Raw genomic sequence first — 19,774 nt, forward strand, 5'->3', positions numbered from 1 at the left:
CTGTCGGGTCAATAATGCAACTGCAACGGCGGCGCGTCAGGCGCCTTTTCCGTCATGAAAAATCGCGAGCTCATCCCAGATAGCATCGATACGCGCCGTCACGCTGGGATCTTTCTTGATGGGCGTTCCCCACTCGCGCTGCGTCTCGCCCGGCCATTTGTTGGTCGCGTCGAGGCCCATTTTGGAGCCAAGTCCCGACACCGGCGAGGCGAAATCCAGATAATCGATCGGCGTGTTCTCCACCATCACCGTGTCGCGCGCCGGATCCATGCGTGTGGTGATCGCCCAGATCACATCGTTCCAGTCGCGCGCGTTAATGTCATCATCACAAACGATCACGAACTTGGTGTACATAAACTGGCGCAGGAATGACCAGACGCCCATCATCACGCGCTTCGCGTGGCCCGCGTACTGCTTGCGCATTGTGACCACAGCAAGCCGATACGAGCACCCTTCCGGCGGAAGATAAAAATCCACGATCTCCGGGAACTGTTTTTGCAGGATGGGCACCAGCACTTCATTGAGCGCCACGCCCAGCACCGCGGGTTCATCAGGCGGGCGTCCCGTATACGTCGAGTGATAAATCGCGTTTTCACGCTGCGTCACGTGCGTCACGGTAAAGACCGGGAAATTATCTATCTCATTATAGTAACCGGTGTGATCGCCATACGGGCCTTCCGGTGCCATTTCGCCGGGTTCAATATAGCCTTCCAGCACGATTTCGGCGCTGGCCGGGATCTCAAGGTCGTTAGAAAGACACTTCACCACTTCGGTTTTTGTGCCTCGCAGCAGGCCCGCGAACGCGTATTCGGAGAGCGTATCCGGCACCGGCGTCACCGCGCCCAGAATCGTCGCCGGGTCAGCGCCCAGCGCGACGGCAACCGGGAAGCGTTCGCCCGGATGCGCCTGGCACCACTCCTGGAAGTCAAGCGCGCCGCCGCGGTGCGACAGCCAGCGCATAATGAGTTTATTTTTGCCGATTAACTGCTGGCGGTAGATGCCCAGATTCTGGCGCTCTTTATGCGGGCCGCGAGTGACCGTCAGGCCCCACGTAATAAGCGGCGCCGCGTCATCCGGCCAGCACTGCATGATGGGAATGCGGTTCAGGTCGACCTCATCGCCCTGCCACACTTTCTCCTGACAAGGCGCGTTACGCAGCCGCTTCGTCGGCATGTTCAGCACTTGCTTAAACTGCGGCAGCTTGTCGAAGAGATCGCGGAAACCGCGCGGCGGCTCCGGCTCTTTCAGAAACGCCAGCAGCTTGCCGACTTCACGCAGCGCGGAGATATCCTCCTGGCCCATGCCCATCGCCACGCGTTTCGGCGTGCCAAACAGGTTGCAGAGCACCGGCATGGTATGGCCTTTCGGGTTTTCAAACAGCAGCGCCGGGCCACCCGCGCGCAATGTGCGGTCGGCAATTTCCGTCATCTCCAGGTAAGGATCGACGGGCAATGTAATGCGCTTGAGTTCGCCTTGCTGCTCCAGCAGCGCCAGAAAATCGCGTAGGTCGTGGTATTTCATGCAGTTATTCGTGGCTTTAAAATAAGCTTTTTATTATACGGTGTTCGCCGAAGGCATGCCGTAATTTTGTTAAATTAACGTGAATCATCACCACAGGCTATAGCACTGCGCGGTATAATGCCCTTAGCGATCCTGAGGTGGTTTTGTTATGCTGGCGCGTCCGGCCATGTAAGAAGAGTCATTATGCAATCCTGGTATTTACTGTACTGTAAACGCGGGCAGCTTCAGCGCGCTAAAGAGCACCTTGAACGACAGTCGGTGAACTGCCTTACGCCAATGATTACGCTTGAAAAAATGGTACGAGGCAGACGCACCTCCGTCAGCGAGCCGCTGTTTCCGAACTACCTTTTCGTCCGCTTTGACCCGGAAGATATTCATACCACGACGATAAGCTCCACCCGCGGCGTCAGCCATTTCGTTCGCTTTGGATCGCACCCGGCCGTGGTGCCGCAGACGGTCATCGAGCAGTTGCTCGACTGGCACCCGGAAAACGTGACTGACCCGGATACGCCACATACCGGCGATATGGTGGTGATTACCGAAGGCGCGTTTGAAGGATTGCAGGCGATTTTTACCGAGCCAGATGGCGAAGCTCGTTCTATGCTGCTACTGAATTTGCTGAACAAGCAGGTGCTGCAAAGCGTGAAGAATACCGAATTCCGTAAAGTCTGACGCGAAAGGCAGAAAGTAAAACGGCGGCTCAGTGCCGCCGTTTGTCATTAATGCGTCGCTTCGCCGATAACGCCGCCCGCGCCTGCGCCAACCGCCGCGCCTTTCAGCACGCTTTTCCCGGTTGCCGCGGCAACGCCCGCGCCCACGACCGCACCGGCGACACCGCCTTTACGCGCGGCTTTGCCTTTATCGCCTTTTTTCAGCATCGCGCCGGTGCCCGCGCCAATGACCGCCCCGCCCACCGCGCTTTTGACATCTTTGCCTGCAATGGCACCCGCCGTCGCGCCAAGCACCGCGCCGGTCGCCGTTTTATCCATCGCTATCACCGGCGCGCTGGTGAGCAGCATCAGCACCACAATGCCCGTAATTGTCTTTTTCATCATCGTCCCTCAACTGTGTAAATCCGGGATAACTTCCCGGCGGGAAGGATATCACCGGGCTTTGAGAGGGAAAGGCACCAGCAGCGTGCAAAAATCCACACTCTGCCGGTTTCAGCAGGCAGCGTTACGCAGGCGACGCGTTTTTCAGAAACAGCCGTGCGGCATTGGCATCCGTCGTGGCCTCAAGCCAGGCGGGATCTTCACCACGCCACTGCGCGACTTGCTTAAGAATATGCGGCAGCCAGCATGGCTCGTTGCGACGCGATTTGGGCTTTGGTGAGAGATCGCGCGGCAACAGATAAGGCGCGTCTGTTTCCAGCAGCAGGCGATCGGCGGGAATGACCGGCAGAAGCGCACGCAGTTCGAGCCCGCGGCGCTCGTCGCAAACCCAGCCGGTAATACCGAGGTACAGACCGCGCTCAAGGACTTCACGCGCCTCCTGTTCGGTGCCGGTAAAACAGTGCAGCACCGCGCCTGGCAGTTTATCGAGCCACGGGTCGAGCAGCGCAAGAAAGCGCGCATGGGCATCGCGGCAATGCAAAAACACCGGTAGCGCCAGCTCTGCCGCCAGCCGCAACTGTTCGGTAAAAGCGTGCTCCTGCTCCGCGGGCGTTGAAAAATTCCGGTTGAAATCAAGACCGCATTCGCCAATAGCCACCACCTGCGGCTCGCCCGCCAGCGCACGCAGCCGCGCCGCGCTCTCATCATTCCAGGAACTGGCGTCGTGCGGGTGAACGCCCGCGGTCGACCAGCAGCCCTCGTAACGCCTGGCGAACGCGCAAGCCTGTACGCTTTCCTCAAGCGACGTGCCGGTAAAGAGCATATTGCTGACGCCTGCCGCACGGGCGCGGGCAATCATTTCATCCCTGTCATGGTCAAACTGAGAACTGGTTATATTTAGGCCAATATCAAACATCGCGCTTTCCATATGAAAACCGCCCTGACGGGCGGTTACGTTATTCTTCTGTTTCTTCTTCGGTATCCTGCTCTCGCGGACGTCGTTTACCGACGTAAAAGCGCGAGAAGAAAATGCCGACTTCAAACAGGCAGTACATCGGTATCGCCAGCAGTGTTTGCGAAAACACATCCGGCGGAGTAAGCAGCATCCCGACGACAAACGCGCCGACCAGCACATACGGGCGTTTGGCACGCAGATCTTCCGGTGTGGTCACGCCCATCCAGCACAGTAAGACGATAGCGACCGGCACTTCAAACGACACGCCGAAGGCCATAAACAGCGCCATGACGAAATCGAGATAGCTGGTGATATCGGTCGACACCACTACGCCAACAGGCGCGGTTTTCGTTAAGAAGCCGAATGCCAGCGGGAACACCACGAAATAGGCGAAGGCCATACCGATATAAAACAGCAGCGTACTGGAGACCAGCAGTGGGATAATCAGGCGTCGCTCATGCTTGTACAGCGCCGGAGCGACAAACGCCCAGACCTGATACAAAATCACCGGTGCGGAGAGGATCACCGACACCATCATGGTCAGCTTGATAGGCGTGAAAAACGGCGACGCCACGTCGGTAGCAATCATGCTGGCGCCGTGTGGCATCTGGCTTATCAGCGGGGCTGCGACCAGTTGATAGATGTCATTGGCGAAGTAGACCAGCGCCAGAAAAATCACCAGGACCGCGACGATGCAGTTCAGCAGCCGCTTACGCAGTTCAATCAGATGACTGATTAGGGGTTGGGTATCTTCAACAGCCATGTCAGGGTTTATCACTCACGGTGGATGCGGCTTCAGGTTTGCGCGTGCTGGCGGGCGCGTCCGGCGACGCTTCAACGTTCGTTGCAGGCTCAGCGTTTGCAGAGGCCGTTGATTGCGGGGCGGCGGTTTCTGCCGCTGGCGACACTTCCGGTTTCTGCGCAGGTGCCTGTGCCTGATGCTCAGCTTTCGCTGGCGTAACGCCTTCGTGCTGAGCCTCGTTGCCTTTCACCAGCGGGTTATGAATGGTGTGGGCGTCGTCGCTCGCTTTTTCCGGATCGTTAACGCTGTAAGAGCGCTTCATTGATTCCGCCGCTTCGCGCAGTTCGTCCATCGACGCTTTCAGCTCTGGCGTCAGATTATCGATGCTCGCTTTTTCCACTTTCTTCAGGCTTTCCTGAAACTCCTGCAGCTTCAGCTCCTGGGTCAGTTCATTCTGCACCGTGGTCGCAAGCGAACGCAGCGCGCGAACCCAGCCTGCGACAGTGCGGACAGCCACAGGTAAACGCTGCGGCCCCAGCACGATAAGCCCGATAACAAAAACCAGCAGCAGTTCGCCAAAACCAATATCAAACACGGATTACACCTGCTCTTTATCACGTTTTTTGGCGTCGTCAGCGTTGACGTCGCTTTTGGTTTCGCCGATTTGTTTATCCTGCGCGGAAGGCGCAGTGAAATCCGCATCCTGGTGATGCTTTTGCTTGTCGTCATCACCCATCGCTTTTTTAAAGCCTTTGATGGATTCGCCAAGGTCAGAGCCCAGCGAGCGTAACTTTTTGGTGCCGAAAAGCAGAACAACCAGAACCGCGATAATCAATAACTGCCAGATACTGATGCCACCCATACATTTCCTCAGTTACCAGTGATAATGGTATTCATCAGGCCACAGTATACCCGTGGCCATTACATAACAATGCCTGCGCTAGTCGGTACGTCGCCAGCCGATAAGCCAGACGAGAATACCGCCTGCCATCAGCCATCCGGGCGACATGCCCCAGTCAGGACGGTTGATAAAGAGCAGCGTGCCGCTCAGCATCAGCGTGGCGCCAATGCCGAACAGATAGCGCGACTGCCCCTGCTTCACACGATGCTCCTGCAGCTCATGGGCAATCTTATCAACACTTTGTTGCAGTTGTTTGCCTTGCCGCAGGCTGTTGTAGACCAGTTCAGGAATTTCCGGGATTTTCTCCGCCCAGAATGGCGCTTTCTCTTTAAAGGAGCGCACCAGCGCCGGGAAGCCCACCTGATCTTTGATCCAGGTTTCCAGAAAAGGTTTCGCCGTTTTCCATAAATCGAGTTGCGGATAGAGCTGACGCCCCACGCCCTCAATGTACAACAGCGTTTTTTGCAGCAGCACGAGTTGCGGCTGCACTTCCATATTAAAGCGGCGCGCGGTGTTAAAAAGGTTCAGCAGCACATGGCCAAACGAGATCTCCGCAAGCGGCTTTTCAAAAATCGGCTCGCAGACAGTACGAATGGCGGATTCGAACTCTTCCACGTTGGTATCCGGCGGCACCCAGCCCGAATCCACATGCAGCTCCGCCACTCGGCGATAGTCGCGGTTGAAGAAAGCGATAAAGTTTTCCGCCAGATAACGCTTATCTTCTTTATTCAGCGACCCCACGATACCGCAGTCGATGCCGATGTATTGCGGATCGTGCGGATGATCGTGGCTGACGAAAATATTCCCCGGATGCATATCGCCGTGGAAAAAGCTGTCGCGGAAGACCTGGGTGAAGAACACCTGGACGCCGCGTTCAGCCAGCAGTTTCATGTCTGTACCGTTGGCTTCCAGCGCCGCGACATCATTGACCGGGATGCCATAGATGCGCTCCATCACCATCATCGTCGGGCTGCAATAGTCCGAATAGACTTCCGGCACGTAGAGCATCGGGCTGTTTTCGAAATTACGGCGCAGCTGAATGGCGTTCGCCGCTTCGCGCAGCAGATCGAGTTCATCCAGCAGCGTTTTTTCATATTCGCGCACCACTTCCATCGGGCGCAGGCGGCGGCCATCCGGCAGCAGGCGCGGCACCCAGCGCGCGAGACGGTAGATAAGCTTCATATCCGCCTTGATGACCGGCAGGATATCGGGGCGAATCACCTTGATGACCACCTCTTTGCCGTTCTCTTTCAGGCGGGCGGTGTGAACCTGCGCGATTGAAGCGGAAGCGAGCGGCGTAATATCGAAATCATCAAACCACTCCTCGACGGGACGATCGCCCATCGCTTTTTCGATCTGCTGTTTAGCGAGCTTACCGTCGAAGGGCGCGACGCGATCCTGCAACAGCGCCAGCTGATCGGCGATTACCGGCGGGAAGAGATCGCGACGCGTCGACAGCATCTGACCGAACTTGATCCACACAGGCCCAAGCTCCTGCAACGCCAGACGAAGTCTCGTGCCAAGCTCCAGATCTTTGTGCCGGTTCGGCATCCAGAACAGCCCGCGACGCCAGATCCGCAGCGGCAGCGTCAGGCGCATGCGCGGAATCAACTCATCCAGACCGTAGCTCAGGAACGTTTTGATAATGAAATAAAGGCGCCGAATTTCACCTGGCGTCATTTGCCCTCCAGTTTATCCAACCGTTTGGTTAATTCTTCCAGCTGACGCCCGGCGGCCGAGATCTCTTCGGCGAACCAGGCGATTTCCAGCGCGCCCGGCGCGACGCGCCACTCTTCAGTAATTGCTTCCGCCAGATAGCGCTGATTACGCGTAAAGCCTTTTTGCAGTAGCTGCCCGCCGCGACGCATAACGCGCCCGATGCCTTCTGCGGCGATATCGCCGACCCACGGCGCCAGCAGCCCGGCGGGATCAAATTCGGCCATGTCCATCAGCGCCACAAAATTCTGCACCACCTGCAGATCGCCCTGCACTTCCAGCTCGCCGCTGCGGATAAGCGCGGTCAGCTGCTGGCGATCCTGAAGCTTCGGCAAAACGGAAAGGCGCGTGATAACGGTACAGTCCGCCTCGCCTTCCCATTTGCTGAGCACATCCAGTTGCTGCTCGCTGAACACCAGCACCAGCGGCGTGGAAAGCTCTTCAAGCGTGATGCGCAACACTTTGCCCTGCAAACGCTGGCGCGGCGCTTTCAGCGCGCTCTCGCGGTACAGAAATGTGTTCAGCGCGCCTTCAATGCCAGCCATCATTAGCGGTGTGAAAGGCATCCGGCACCTCCTCAGAATTTGTAGCCGCGATGCAGCGCTACGATCCCGCCGGTCATGTTGTAGTAGTTGACGTTTTCGAAGCCCGCGTCGTTCATCATCGCTTTCAGGGTTTCCTGATCCGGGTGCATACGGATAGATTCAGCGAGATAACGGTAGCTGCCAGCGTCTTTCGCCACCAGCTCGCCGACGCGCGGCAGAATATGGAAAGAGTAGGCGTCATAGGCTTTGTTCAGCGGCTCGAACACCGGTTTGGAGAACTCTAACACCAGCAAACGGCCACCCGGCTTCAGCACGCGGAACATGGAACGCAGCGCTTTTTCTTTATCGGTGACGTTACGCAGGCCGAAGGAGATCGTGATGCAGTCAAAGGTGTTATCCGGGAACGGCAGCGCTTCCGCGTTGGCCTGGACATACTCTACGTTGCCGACGATGCCGGTATTGCGCAGCTTCTCGCGTCCCATTTTCAGCATCGAATCGTTGATATCCGCCAGCACCACTTTGCCGCTCTCGCCCACCAGACGGGAGAATTTAGCGGTTAAATCACCGGTGCCGCCCGCGAGATCCAGGACTTTCTGGCCGCGGCGCACGCCGCTGCAATCGATAGTGAAGCGCTTCCACAGACGATGAATGCCGAACGACATCAGATCGTTCATGACATCATATTTCGCCGCCACGGAGTGGAAGACCTGCGCCACCATATCCGCTTTTTGCTCTTTCGCTACGGTCTGGAAGCCAAAGTGCGTTGTATCTTGTGAATCTTCAACCATCTCAGTGCCTGCTTATCAAGGAAATGTTTGTGAAGTGTAACAGATTGGCCGCAATTGCCCTACGATTCAAGGCGGCATTAGCGCGCCGCTCAGCGCTCGCCCGCGACGCGAAACGCCGCTAAGTGGCTGTTTTCATCAGGGGCGCTGGCAAGCGCTTCGGCATCGGGGAGCGTAAACGCTTCATCATCCTGCACCGCCTGTTCGGCCAAATCCGGATTAATCTCGCGCTTTACCTCAACGCCCATACCGCGAAACGCCTCCGCCTGCGCAAGCAGGTTGCCGCGCCCGCTGGCGAGTTTTTTCATCGCCTGGCGGTAGCTGTCGCTCGCTTTGTCGAGGTTCTGGCCGATGGCGCTCATGTCATCAACAAACAGCCGCATTTTGTCGTAGAGGCGGCTGGCGCGATCGGCTATTTGCTGGGCGTTACGGCTTTGATGTTCATAGCGCCAGAGGTTGGAAATGGTGCGCAACGCCACCAGCAGCGTGGTCGGGCTCACCAGCATAATATTGTTTTTTAACGCCTCGGTGATGAGCTCCGGCTGCTTGTCGATAGCCAGTAAAAAGGCGGGCTCGACCGGGATAAACATCAGCACGTAGTCCAGCGTGCGCAGCCCCGGCAACTGCTGATAGTCCTTGCGCCCCAGCAGGCGAATATGATTGCGAAGCGAAGCGATGTGTTCGTTGAGCGCCAGCTCGCGGCTGTAATCATCTTCGGCATTAAAGTAACGCTCATAGGCTACCAGCGTCATTTTGGCATCAATGACCACATCTTTGCCCTGCGGCAGACGCACAATGACATCCGGCTGCATACGGCTGCGGTCGGCAAGCTGAATATTAACCTGGGTTTCATACTCATGCCCTTCGCGCAGGCCCGAGGCTTCCAGCACGCGCGCGAGCACCACTTCGCCCCAGTTGCCCTGGGCTTTGTTGTCGCCTTTTAACGCACGAGTAAGGTTGATAGCTTCCTGCGCCATTTGCGCATTCAGTTGCTGGAGATTGCGGATTTCATGAGCCAGCGTGTGGCGCTCGCGCGCCTCCTGGCCGAAGCTCTCCTGCACCTGGCGGCGAAAACCGTCGAGCTGCTCGCGCAGCGGGGAAAGCAGGCCGTTCAGGCTCTGGCGATTTTGCTCATCGACCTGGCGGCGGCTCTGTTCAAAAATACGGTTAGCGAGGTTTTCAAACTGCTCGCTCAGGCGCTGTTCGCTGCTCATCATCTGGCGCAGTTTTTCTTCGGCATGGACCTGGGTGGCCTCCAGCCGCGTGGTGACTTCGCGCAGGTCAGACTCCAGCGAGCTGTTGATCTCCCGCAGGTTGCGCAGTTCGTTATTGAGCAGATCGCACTCATCACGCCAGTGCTGGTTATGCGCCAGCGCCTCGCGGGCCGCGCTGAGTTCGCCGTAGATATCGCGCTGTTCCGCCAGCAGATCCGCCTTTTGCTGGGCGGTTCGCAGGCCTGACATCAGCCAGCCCACCGCCACGCCCGCCAGTGCGACCACGGCTAACACCAGATATGAGATTTCCACCACGCCTCCTGCCTGAACTGCTCATCACGCCAGAGGGGATTGTGCTGTACATAATTCCAGACGAAAAGCGTTTTTCTGTAAGGATCGTCAATCCTGCGAGACATTACGCAAAAAGGCCGGCGGAGCGCCGGCCTGAAAGGAAGCTATCAGAGAAGACGGCGCGCCGCCTCCACCACGATTTTCACCGCGTGGCTTTCGGTTTGTTTCATGGTTTCCGCGTTCGGGATCTCTTGCTGGGTGCGGTTGACGATAACGCCCGCCACCATGCCCGCGCGCAGGCCCTGGCTTGAGCACATGGTCAGCAGCGTCGCCGATTCCATTTCATAGTTCATCACGCCCATCGACTGCCACTCTTTCATGGAGCCGTTAAAGCGGCTGACCACACGGCCGGAGAAGGTGTCGTAGCGCTCCTGGCCTGGGTAGAAGGTGTCGGAAGAGGCGGTCACGCCGATGTGCGTGGTCGCGCCGACCGCTTTGGCCGCTTCCACCAGTGCGGTGGTACAGGCGAAATCGGCAACGGCCGGGTATTCCATCGGCGCGAAGTGCAGGCTGGCGCCGTCAAGGCGTACGGAGGCGGTCGTCACCAGCACGTCGCCAACGTTGATGTGCGGCTGGATAGCGCCGGTGGTGCCCACGCGCAGGAAAGTACGAATGCCAAGCTGCGCCAGCTCTTCTACCGCAATAGACGTTGACGGGCCGCCGATACCGGTTGAGCAGATGATGACCGCTTTGCCATCAAGCTCGGCACGCCAGGAGGTGAATTCACGGTGGGAAGCCAGTTTGACCGGCTTATCCATCAGCGCGGCGATCTTTTCCACTCGCTCCGGGTCGCCCGGGACAATCGCTAATTCTGCGCCCTGAAGATCGCTTTTTTTAAGGCCGAGGTGAAAAACATCAGACATAGGTGACTCCTCTGTGGGTCGGTTTGTCAGGAGAAGCAAAACGGTACTTTACAGAACCTTTCCGGCGTTTTTCGTGACCGGATTCACTTCAAAAGAAAGGAGTTGCATTAATTTTCCATAATTTCGTGATTATGGTCACACATACAACGCAGTAATGGAAATCCCGCACGGCGAATGCCTGCTTTTCCCACCTCCACTCCCGCCGCACGCAGGCTATAGTTAGGGATGCGCTAAAACAATAACGGGTACGGAGAATGCCATGACCAACAACACTGACCATCCGGCGGGCTTTGCCGCTGCAGTTTCACCTGTCGCTTCAACGGTAGTTCATACGCCGCAGGATGCCATTATCGCGGGCGAAACCTCGATTCCCTCGCAGGGCGAAAACATGCCTGCTTACCACGCCCGCCCGCGCGCTGCCGATGGCCCGCTGCCGGTGGTGATTGTGGTACAGGAGATTTTCGGCGTACATGAACATATTCGCGATATTTGCCGTCGCCTGGCGCTGGAAGGGTACCTGGCGGTGGCGCCGGAACTCTATTTCCGTCAGGGCGATCCGAATGAGTACGACGATATTTCGTCGCTGCTGAGCAATCTGGTGTCGAAAGTGCCGGACGCGCAGGTGCTGGCGGACCTGGACCATGTGGCAAGCTGGGCGTCGCGCAACGGCGGTGACGCGCACCGTCTGATGCTGACCGGTTTTTGCTGGGGCGGGCGTATCGCGTGGCTGTATGCCGCGCACAATCCGCAGCTGAAAGCCGCCGTGGCGTGGTATGGCAAGCTGCTGGGCGACAAAACGTTAAACTCGCCGAAGCATCCGGTGGATGTCGCCACCGATCTGACCGCGCCAGTGCTGGGGCTTTACGGCGCGCAGGATACGGGAATTTCGCTTGAGAGCGTTGAGACCATGCGTCAGGCGCTGCGCGCCGCCAATGCAAAGGCGGAAATTATCGTTTACCCGGACGCGGGCCATGCGTTTAACGCCGATTATCGCCCGAGTTATCACGAGGCGTCGGCAAAGGATGGTTGGGAGCGCATGCTGGAGTGGTTCAACACCTACGGTAGTAAGAAAGGATAAAAAAACGCCCGGGAAACCGGGCGTTTTTTATTGCGGCGTATTTTTGGTGGCGCGGTGGATTGGTGGGTGCGCTACGCACCCTACAAAGCCACAAACCACACCATACCGTTTTCTTCGGGCTGCGATGGGTGCGCTGCGCGTACCCACCCTACAAATCACAAACCGCATCGCACTGTTTTCTGCGAGCTGCGGTGGGTGCGCTGCGCTTACCCACCCTACAAAATTACAAACCTCATCACACCGTTTTCTGCGGGTTGCGGTGGGTGCGCTACGCTTACCCACCCTACAAAACCATAAACCATTTCGCACCGTTTTCTTCGGACTGCGGTGGGTGCGCTGCGCGTACCTACCCTACGAATTACCCACCCTACGCAACGCATAACTGGCCTTATCGTAGGGCGGGTAAGCGTCGCGCACCCGCCATCGCCACAATCAGTAACCGTTACGCCTGACGCAGGTTCTGCGCCGCTTTCACCATGTTGGCGAGCGCCGCGCGGGTCTCCGGCCAGCCGCGGGTTTTCAGGCCGCAATCCGGGTTCACCCACAGACGCTCCTGCGGGATACGCTGCGCGGCTTTCTTCAGCAGCGCTTCAATCCACGCCACATCCGGCACGTTCGGCGAGTGGATGTCATATACGCCGGGCCCGATTTCATTCGGGTATTCAAACTCTTCAAACGACTCCAGCAGTTCCATATCTGAACGTGACGTTTCGATGGTAATCACGTCCGCATCCAGCGCGGCGATAGAATCCATGATGTCGTTGAACTCGCAATAACACATGTGAGTGTGGATCTGCGTGTCATCCTTCGCGACCGCCGCGTTCAGGCGGAACGCCTCCACGCCCCAGGCGAGATATGCGTCCCAGTCGCTGCGCTTGAGCGGCAGCCCTTCACGCAGCGCCGGTTCGTCAATCTGGATGATGCCGATACCTGCGGCTTCGAGATCCGCCACTTCGTCACGCAGCGCCAGCGCAATCTGTTTGGCGATGGTTTCACGCGAGACATCTTCACGCGGGAACGACCAGCAGAGAATGGTCACCGGGCCGGTCAGCATCCCTTTCACCGGTTTGTCGGTCAGCGACTGCGCGTACTTCGCCCACTCGACGGTGATTGGCACCGGGCGGCTGATGTCGCCGATAACCACCGGCGGCTTCACGCAGCGGGAGCCGTAGCTCTGTACCCAACCGTTCTGGGTGAAGACGAAGCCATCAAGATGCTCGCCGAAATACTCCACCATGTCGTTACGCTCGGCTTCGCCGTGCACCAGCACATCGAGACCCAGACGCTCCTGCTCGGCGATCGCCTGCTTAATGTGTTCGGCGATACCGGTGCGGTAGTTCGCCGCATCGAGATTGCCCTTTTTGAAATCCAGGCGCAGGCCGCGGATTTCGGTCGTCTGCGGGAACGAGCCGATGGTCGTGGTCGGCCAGGCTGGCAGGTTGAAGCGGGCGCGCTGCGCTTCGGCGCGTACCGGATATGCATGGGCGCGCTGGCTGTCCTGCGGCGTAATGGCCTGAAGACGCTGTTCTACCGCCGGGTTATGTACGCGGGCCGAATGTTTACGGGCCTGAATCGGCGCACTCCACTGCTCGATTTTTGTTGTGTCGCCGCTGTTCAGCGCATCGCGCAGCAGCGCCAGCTCTTCACATTTTTGCAGCGCAAAGGCGAACCAGCTTTTCACTTCCGCATCCAGACGCGTTTCGACGCTCAGATCGATAGGGCTGTGCAGCAGCGAGCAGGATGACCCTACCCACAGCTCACGCTGGCCCGCGATAGTTTTCAGTTGGGCGTATTTCTCGGTGAGATCGGCGCGCCAGACGTTGCGGCCGTTGATAACGCCTGCGGAGAGTAACCACTCCTGCGGCAGGCGGCGATGCAGTTCGTTGACATCGTCATGGCCGTGAACCAGATCGACATGCAGCCCCTGCACCGGCAGTGCGGTGATGGTGTCGAGATTATCACTCACGCCTTCAAAATAGGTGGTGAGCAGCAGTTTGGTCTGGCCTTTCAGCGCCTCGTAGGCCGGTTTAAATGCCTCCAGCCACGCCTGCGGCAGCTCAAGCACCAGCGCCGGTTCATCGATTTGCACCCACTGAATGCCGCGTTTCGCAAGCTCAGCTATCACCTGCTGGTACACCGGCAGAATGTCGTTGAGCAGGGAAAGACGGTCAAACTGTTCGCCCTTCACTTTGCCAAGCCACAGGTAAGTGACCGGGCCGAGCAAAACCGGTTTAACGTGATGGCCGAGCGCCAGCGCTTCGTCGACTTCATCCAGCAGTTGCGTCCAGGTAAGGCTGAACTGCTGGCCTTTGGTGAATTCCGGCACCATGTAGTGATAGTTGGTGTTAAACCATTTGGTCATTTCTGCCGCCGCAGCGGGTTCGCCGGTCGGCGCGCGGCCACGGCCGATGCGGAACAACGTGTCGATATCCACGGTGCCATCCGCATTCTGGTGGCGCGCCGGGACGTTGCCGAGCAGCAGGCTGGTGGTCAGAACATGATCGTACCAGGCGAAATCGCCCACCGGCAGCAGGTCGATGCCCGCCGCTTTTTGTTGTTCCCAGTGGCGGGCGCGCAGCTCGCGGCCCACCGCCAGTAATTCTTCACGGGTGCTTTTGCCCGCCCAGTAGCTTTCTTGCGCTTTTTTCAGCTCGCGACGCAGGCCGACGCGGGGAAAACCGAGGGTATGGTTATGGATAGTCATGATGTTCTGCCTCTCTTAAGAATGAATCCCGTGTCAGGAGATGAATCTGTTCGTCTAATTAGTAATCCGTATGTATTTCGGATTTCGGGAAGGCGGCAAGCTGGTGAATCCCCGGGAGCTTACTGAAGTAAGTGACCGGGGTGAGCCAGCGCCGCCAACGCACCAGAAATTCGAAAGACGTCGGATTTGGACGTCCAGATGTTTACACATCCATAATTGGCAGTTACTGTATATTCCTCAAGCGCAAATTATTCATGCTGAAGTGAAGGACATTCATGATCGAGATAAAACACCTGCGAACGCTTCAGGCGCTGCGTAATTGCGGCTCACTGGCGGCGGCGGCGGCATCGCTGCATCAGACCCAATCCGCGCTTTCACACCAGTTCAGCGATCTGGAGCAGCGTCTCGGCTTCCGGTTATTCGTGCGTAAGAGCCAGCCGCTGCGCTTCACACCGCAGGGCGAGATCCTGTTGCAGCTGGCAGCCCAGGTGCTGCCGCAGATAAGCCGCGCGCTGCAGGCGTGCAATGAGCCGCAACAGACCCGGCTGCGTATCGCGATTGAGTGTCATAGCTGTATTCAGTGGCTGGCCCCGGCGCTGGAGGCGTTTCGCGCCCGCTGGCCGCAGGTGGAGATGGATTTCAAATCGGGCGTGACGTTTGATCCGCAGCCTGCGCTGCAACAAGACGAACTCGATCTGGTGCTGACGTCAGACATTCTGCCGCGCAGCGGCCTGCACTATTCGCCGATGTTTGATTTTGAAGTGCGTCTGGTGGTGGCGCCCGATCATCCGCTGGCGACCAAAACGCAGGTGACGCCGGAGGATTTCGCCAGCGAAACCCTGCTGATTTACCCGGTACAGCGCAGTCGTCTTGATGTCTGGCGTCATTTTTTACAGCCGGCGGGTGTCAGCCCGACGCTGAAAAGCGTCGATAACACGCTGCTGCTTATCCAGATGGTGTCGGCGCGCATGGGCATCGCCGCGCTGCCGCACTGGGTGGTGGAGAATTTCGAGCGTCAGGGGCTGGTGGTCACACGTGCGCTGGGCGAGGGATTATGGAGCCGGCTGTACGCTGCGGTGCGCGATGGCGAGCAGCGTCAGCCGGTGACGGAGGCGTTTATTCAGCAGGCGCGTCAGCACGCCTGTGATTCCCTTCCGTTTGTGCGGAGCGCGGCGCGACCCAGCGTCGGTGGACCCACAGAGAAGCCACTATCACCGCTCCCCCAATGATAAAGCTTGGCCAGTGGGGCTGCTGCTGCCAGATGGCGAGGTTAACCAGCAGCCCGGCGGGCACGTGCATGTTATTCATGATGCCAAGCGTGCCGGCGTCTACCTGCGTGGCGCCATAGTTCCACATAAAGTAGCCAAGCCCCGAGGCTACCACGCCAAGCCACACCAGAATGCCCCATTGCAGGCCGGTGGTCGGTAGTTTCTGCGGGTTGCCGAGCGTAAACCAGGCGATCACCGCGACTACGAACGCGCCGAGATAGAACCACGAAAACGCAGTATGTTGCGGCATCGGATGCGTCTCCATCAGGCGTTTGTAGCCCACCATGCCGATAGCAAAACTGATATTCGCCAGTTGCACCAGCAGCAGCCCGGTCCAGAAGTGATCGCTCACTTTGTCATAGCGAATAATCGCCGCGCCGATGACCGCAAGCCCGGCGCTAAGCGCGTAGCCCCAGCGCAGCCGACGGCGGCTCAGCAGATCGTAAATCAGCGTGATATAGAGCGGCGTAAGCACCGTAAACAGCAGAAATTCCGAGACGGTCAGGTAGAGATACGCCCGGAAGCTGAACAGGTACATCACACCCAGTTGCAGTGCGCCCACCAGCATATAGAGCGCCAGCGTTTTCAGGCTCTGCCCGCGGGCGCGTAAGAACGGCAGGAATACCAGCGCCGCCAGCCCGACGCGCATCAGTACCGAGAAGGTGCTGTCCACATGCCCCGCCAGGTATTCGCCAATCAGGCTGAAAGAGAACGCCCACAGGATAGTGGTGATGATGAGTAACGCCACAATGATCATCTCAACAGAAAACAAGACGGGCATTGTAGCGAAGGCGCTGGCGAAAAGTTGCACTATTTGGTTGACAAGTGGTTAGCAATAAACCACTTGTCACCCTGATGATTAATCCAGAAACAGTTTACGCAGGTAGTGTGGAACGGCATCTTCGGCGTTGGTGCCGATGACTTCCAGCTCCGGCAGCAGATCTTTCAGGCGCTGGTGCGCGTTGCCCATGATGCAGCCTTTGCCCGCCATTGAAAGCATTTCCGCGTCGTTCATCCCGTCGCCAAATGCGATGCAGGACTCCAGCCCGAAGCCCATCGCTTTGGCAACCGCCTCCAGCGCGTGGCCTTTGGACACGCCGCCCGCCATCACTTCAAGGCAGGTGAGCGTCGAAAAGCTCACGTTAACGCGATCGCCCCAGCGGGCGTTGATGGCCTGCTCCAGCGGCAGCAGCTTTTCGTGAACGTCGCAGGTGAAGAAGACTTTACTGACGCCCTGCGGCTCCAGCAGCGCCGGTTCGAACAGCGAATATTTAAAAACCGCTTCTTTAAAATATTTCAGCTCGTCCGGGCGCTCGCGGCTCATAAACCATTCGTCGTCGCGATAGACGTTAGTGATGATGTCGGGGTTATCGCGCACCACGCCGAACAGATCGGCGGCGATGTCGGTATCAAGGTTATGGGTAAAGACCAGATTGCCGTCGGTGTCGTGTACCCGCGCGCCGTTGGAGGTGATCATATAAGCCTTAATCTCAAGGCCGTCGCGGATCTGGCCGACGTCGATATGGTGGCGGCCGGTGGCGAACACAAAGTTCACGCCGCGGGCGGTCAGTAATTTGAGCGTTTGTTTGGCAAACGGCGTCAGTGCATGGTCAGGGGCTAAGAGTGTGCCGTCTAAATCAGACGCAACGACCTGATACATAATAAAAAAAACCTCTGGTGGAGCGACCGAACGCTCCGGTCGCGGGTAATCAGTTATGCTCGTCGAAGAAATCGACAATGGCATTCAGCGCTTCGGCGCGCATAGCGTCCTGCTCAAACAGGATCTCATGGTACGCACCTTTGATGACGTAAGGTTTACCCCCCCAACACGGGTGGCCCGCCGCGGCGCGAAGTTCACAGAAGCGGTCGTGCGAGCGGTTATCCACCACACGTTCCAGCTCTGCCTGGAGTAACAATAGCGGCGTAGTGCTGTCGGTGGCCCCCGCCAGCACCTGTTCTCCTGCCTGGATGCCTTCCCGCACCCAGTGATACGTTGGCCCGCCGACGCGCAGCTGCGGTTCGTCGGCATAAAAACGCAGATTGCGCCGGTAGCGCTCATGGCTGTGCGTCAGCATGTTGAGGCTGAAGGGCAGCGGTCGCCAGCGTCCGGTGCCGATGGCGTAACCATCGCGCAGCGACGGGTACTCTTCCGCCCAGTCGAGAATCGAGCGCAGCATCCAGTCCGGCAGGCGGATAATAATGCCGAACATCGGCGCGCAGAGCGCCACGGCATCAAACGCTTTTGGGTTACGCAGCAGAAACAGCGTGCCAATGGCCCCGCCCATCGAATGCGCCAGCAGATAGCGTTTCCGCCACGGGCCGGTCGCGACCTCCTGCTGCCAGAAACGCTCGAAATCATCGACATAATCGCTGAAATTCACCACGTGCCCGCGGTGGGTATCTTCCAGCAGCCGCCCGGAACGACCCTGCCCGCGGTGGTCGATAATCAGTACATCAAACCCGCAGTGGAACAAATCGTATGCCAGTTCCGCATACTTAACGTAGGTTTCGATGCGGCCGGGGCAGACGACGATAACGCGATCGTGGTTTTCAGCACGAAAACGCACAAAGCGCACCGGAATATTATCGACGCCCAAAAACTCATCTTCTTCGCGCTGTTGCCAGAAATCCGTCAGCGCGCCCATGGTGAACGCCGCAAATCCGGCTTCCCGTGAAAACCAACTGTTCCTGTGTCTGGTCATGGTCCTTATTGCTCCGCATCCACGCCTGTCCGGGCTTTTTTGTGATTCGTAGCACATACCTCAACAATAGCGTATTGTGGCATAAAAGTGCGCAATCAGGGAGCTTCGCATGACCTTCGAGTGGTGGTGTACCTACCTTCTGACGACCCTTATTCTCAGCCTCTCGCCGGGTTCTGGCGCCATTAACACGATGAGCACCGCCATCAGCCACGGCTATCGCGGCGCAGCGGCGTCTATCGCCGGGCTACAGACCGGTCTTGCGCTGCATATCGTGCTGGTCGGCATTGGGTTAGGCGCGCTCTTCTCCCGCTCGCTGATGGCTTTTGAAATTCTGAAATGGGCGGGTGCGGCGTATCTTATCTGGCTTGGCATTCAGCAGTGGCGCGCGGCGGGCGCTATCGATCTCAACGCGCTCGCGCAGAGCCAGCCGCGCAGAAGGCTGTTTAAACGCGCGGTGTTTGTGAATCTGACCAACCCGAAAAGCATCGTGTTTCTCGCCGCGCTCTTTCCGCAGTTTATCGTGCCGCATCAGCCGCAGACGATACAGTATGTGGTGCTCGGGGTAACGACTATCGTGGTGGATATCATCGTGATGATTGGTTACGCGACGCTTGCGACAAGAATTCGCGGCTGGATCAAAGGCCCGCATCAGATGAAGGCCTTAAATAAAGTTTTTGGTTCGCTGTTTATGCTGATTGGCGCGCTGCTTGCCACCGCGCGCCGCGCCTGATTAGCGAGAGATAATAAGATGAATGCCGAAGCCGGTGAACAGCGCGCCGGCGGTGCCGTCGATCCACTTCGCGAGGCGCTGATAGCCACTGCGCATTTTCGGCAGCGCAAAGACGCTCGCCACCAGCGCAAACCACGCGAAAGTCTCCAGCGCTATCAGCACGAAAATGCCCCAGCGGGCGCTGGTGCCGACGCTGTCGCCAACAAACAGTGAAAAAACGCTGCCGAAGTAGATAACCGCTTTCGGGTTCGCCAGATTGGTCAGCATTCCTTTCAGGAAACTACGCCCGCGCGCCGCCAGCTCAACTGGCGGCGTCTCGCCCGAGGGCGCGCTTTTCTTCAGCGCGCCGCGCAGCATCTGATACCCCATCCAGCACAGATAAAGCCCGCCGCCCACCACAATGATGTTATGCAGCCAGGCCATTTTTTCGAGGATCAGGTGCAGGCCGAGCAGCGCCACGCCGGACCACACCATCACGCCTGCGGTAATGCCCAGCACGCCCATCAGCGCCTCTTTGCGCGAGCGGCTGGCCGCGGTTTGCGAGACAAAAAAGAAGTCGGGGCCGGGGCTTGCCAGCGCCACCAGATGTACCATCGCGACGGTAAAGAACAGCGTTAACATAGAGGTTTGCCAGGTCAGAATCAGAG

Annotated in this window: 20 protein-coding genes; 4 read left to right on the forward strand and 16 right to left on the reverse strand. The window is 58.1% G+C overall.

Translation table 11 applies throughout. The features are described from left to right. Positions 1-36: 36 nt before the first annotated feature. Positions 37-1,521 carry a 4-hydroxy-3-polyprenylbenzoate decarboxylase gene (gene ubiD / locus AFK66_RS17995; protein WP_014729800.1) on the reverse strand — a complete coding sequence of 495 codons (1,485 nt, stop codon included), beginning with the start codon at positions 1,519-1,521 and terminating at the stop codon, positions 37-39. Positions 1,522-1,704: 183 nt separating this feature from the next. On the opposite strand from ubiD, the gene rfaH reads away from it, so the two are divergent. Beyond that, complete coding sequence (gene rfaH / locus AFK66_RS18000) at positions 1,705-2,193, forward strand: transcription/translation regulatory transformer protein RfaH (protein WP_007766492.1); 489 nt, start codon at positions 1,705-1,707, stop codon at positions 2,191-2,193. Between the two features lie 47 nt (positions 2,194-2,240). Here rfaH and AFK66_RS18005 read toward each other — a convergent pair whose 3' ends face one another. The 10 genes from AFK66_RS18005 to udp form a co-directional block, all read right to left on the reverse strand. Then, positions 2,241-2,573, reverse strand: coding sequence for a glycine zipper family protein (locus AFK66_RS18005; RefSeq protein ID WP_007780184.1), 333 nt, complete (start codon positions 2,571-2,573; stop codon positions 2,241-2,243). Between the two features lie 124 nt (positions 2,574-2,697). Next, complete coding sequence (gene tatD, locus AFK66_RS18010) at positions 2,698-3,489, reverse strand: 3'-5' ssDNA/RNA exonuclease TatD (RefSeq protein ID WP_032969103.1); 792 nt, start codon at positions 3,487-3,489, stop codon at positions 2,698-2,700. A gap of 40 nt (positions 3,490-3,529) precedes the next feature. Then, positions 3,530-4,291 carry a Sec-independent protein translocase subunit TatC gene (tatC, locus tag AFK66_RS18015; RefSeq protein WP_007780179.1) on the reverse strand — a complete coding sequence of 254 codons (762 nt, stop codon included), beginning with the start codon at positions 4,289-4,291 and terminating at the stop codon, positions 3,530-3,532. Position 4,292: 1 nt separating this feature from the next. After that, positions 4,293-4,865, reverse strand: a complete 573-nt coding sequence (tatB, locus tag AFK66_RS18020) for a Sec-independent protein translocase protein TatB (protein ID WP_007780176.1) — start codon at positions 4,863-4,865, stop codon at positions 4,293-4,295. Positions 4,866-4,868: 3 nt separating this feature from the next. Further along, a complete protein-coding gene (gene tatA, locus AFK66_RS18025) occupies positions 4,869-5,132 on the reverse strand; it encodes a Sec-independent protein translocase subunit TatA (RefSeq protein WP_007780174.1) in 264 nt (87 codons plus the stop codon). 78 nt (positions 5,133-5,210) lie between these two features. Continuing rightward, on the reverse strand, positions 5,211-6,851 hold the full coding sequence (gene ubiB, locus AFK66_RS18030) for a ubiquinone biosynthesis regulatory protein kinase UbiB (RefSeq protein WP_007780172.1): 1,641 nt from the start codon (positions 6,849-6,851) through the stop codon (positions 5,211-5,213). Next, positions 6,848-7,453 (reverse strand): ubiquinone biosynthesis protein UbiJ, encoded by a 606-nt coding sequence (gene ubiJ, locus AFK66_RS18035; protein WP_032983050.1) that lies wholly within the window; start codon positions 7,451-7,453, stop codon positions 6,848-6,850. The genes ubiB and ubiJ overlap by 4 nt, the downstream gene beginning before the upstream one ends. An 11-nt stretch (positions 7,454-7,464) precedes the next feature. After that, the gene (gene ubiE / locus AFK66_RS18040) at positions 7,465-8,220 is read right to left on the reverse strand and encodes a bifunctional demethylmenaquinone methyltransferase/2-methoxy-6-polyprenyl-1,4-benzoquinol methylase UbiE (RefSeq protein WP_007704556.1); all 756 of its coding nucleotides are present in this window, start codon (positions 8,218-8,220) and stop codon (positions 7,465-7,467) included. 89 nt (positions 8,221-8,309) lie between these two features. After that, entirely contained in the window at positions 8,310-9,743 is a 1,434-nt protein-coding gene (gene rmuC / locus AFK66_RS18045; RefSeq protein WP_007780169.1) for a DNA recombination protein RmuC, read from the reverse strand. A gap of 146 nt (positions 9,744-9,889) precedes the next feature. Continuing rightward, positions 9,890-10,645 (reverse strand): uridine phosphorylase, encoded by a 756-nt coding sequence (udp, locus tag AFK66_RS18050; RefSeq protein WP_007717145.1) that lies wholly within the window; start codon positions 10,643-10,645, stop codon positions 9,890-9,892. 259 nt (positions 10,646-10,904) lie between these two features. On the opposite strand from udp, the gene AFK66_RS18055 reads away from it, so the two are divergent. Then, positions 10,905-11,723 (forward strand): dienelactone hydrolase family protein, encoded by an 819-nt coding sequence (locus tag AFK66_RS18055; RefSeq protein WP_007780167.1) that lies wholly within the window; start codon positions 10,905-10,907, stop codon positions 11,721-11,723. Between the two features lie 442 nt (positions 11,724-12,165). On the opposite strand, the gene metE is transcribed toward AFK66_RS18055, so the two are convergent. Further along, positions 12,166-14,427: a 5-methyltetrahydropteroyltriglutamate--homocysteine S-methyltransferase gene (gene metE, locus AFK66_RS18060; RefSeq protein WP_007780164.1), complete on the reverse strand. Its 2,262-nt coding sequence runs from the start codon at positions 14,425-14,427 to the stop codon at positions 12,166-12,168. Positions 14,428-14,702: 275 nt separating this feature from the next. On the opposite strand from metE, the gene metR reads away from it, so the two are divergent. Further along, positions 14,703-15,656, forward strand: coding sequence for an HTH-type transcriptional regulator MetR (gene metR, locus AFK66_RS18065; protein WP_007780161.1), 954 nt, complete (start codon positions 14,703-14,705; stop codon positions 15,654-15,656). On the opposite strand, the gene AFK66_RS21790 is transcribed toward metR, so the two are convergent. The 3 genes from AFK66_RS21790 to pldB form a co-directional block, all read right to left on the reverse strand. Then, positions 15,544-16,443, reverse strand: coding sequence for a carboxylate/amino acid/amine transporter (locus tag AFK66_RS21790; protein ID WP_032969099.1), 900 nt, complete (start codon positions 16,441-16,443; stop codon positions 15,544-15,546). The genes metR and AFK66_RS21790 overlap by 113 nt on opposite strands. Positions 16,444-16,554: 111 nt before the next feature. Further along, positions 16,555-17,355: a sugar/pyridoxal phosphate phosphatase YigL gene (gene yigL, locus AFK66_RS18075; RefSeq protein ID WP_004388405.1), complete on the reverse strand. Its 801-nt coding sequence runs from the start codon at positions 17,353-17,355 to the stop codon at positions 16,555-16,557. A 49-nt stretch (positions 17,356-17,404) separates the two neighbouring features. Next, the gene (gene pldB / locus AFK66_RS18080) at positions 17,405-18,397 is read right to left on the reverse strand and encodes a lysophospholipase L2 (protein WP_032968542.1); all 993 of its coding nucleotides are present in this window, start codon (positions 18,395-18,397) and stop codon (positions 17,405-17,407) included. Between the two features lie 109 nt (positions 18,398-18,506). Here pldB and rhtB point away from each other — a divergent pair, with 109 nt between their 5' ends. Beyond that, on the forward strand, positions 18,507-19,127 hold the full coding sequence (gene rhtB / locus AFK66_RS18085; protein ID WP_007780156.1) for a homoserine/homoserine lactone efflux protein: 621 nt from the start codon (positions 18,507-18,509) through the stop codon (positions 19,125-19,127). Here the strand turns inward: rhtB and rhtC are convergent, their stop codons facing one another. Then, positions 19,128-19,748, reverse strand: a complete 621-nt coding sequence (gene rhtC / locus AFK66_RS18090) for a threonine export protein RhtC (protein WP_023899619.1) — start codon at positions 19,746-19,748, stop codon at positions 19,128-19,130. It abuts the gene before it with no gap. Positions 19,749-19,774: the final 26 nt, after the last annotated feature.

Origin of the sequence: Cronobacter malonaticus LMG 23826 (assembly GCF_001277215.2) — a bacterium.
In the GTDB taxonomy this organism is placed as follows: Bacteria; Pseudomonadota; Gammaproteobacteria; order Enterobacterales; family Enterobacteriaceae; genus Cronobacter; species Cronobacter malonaticus.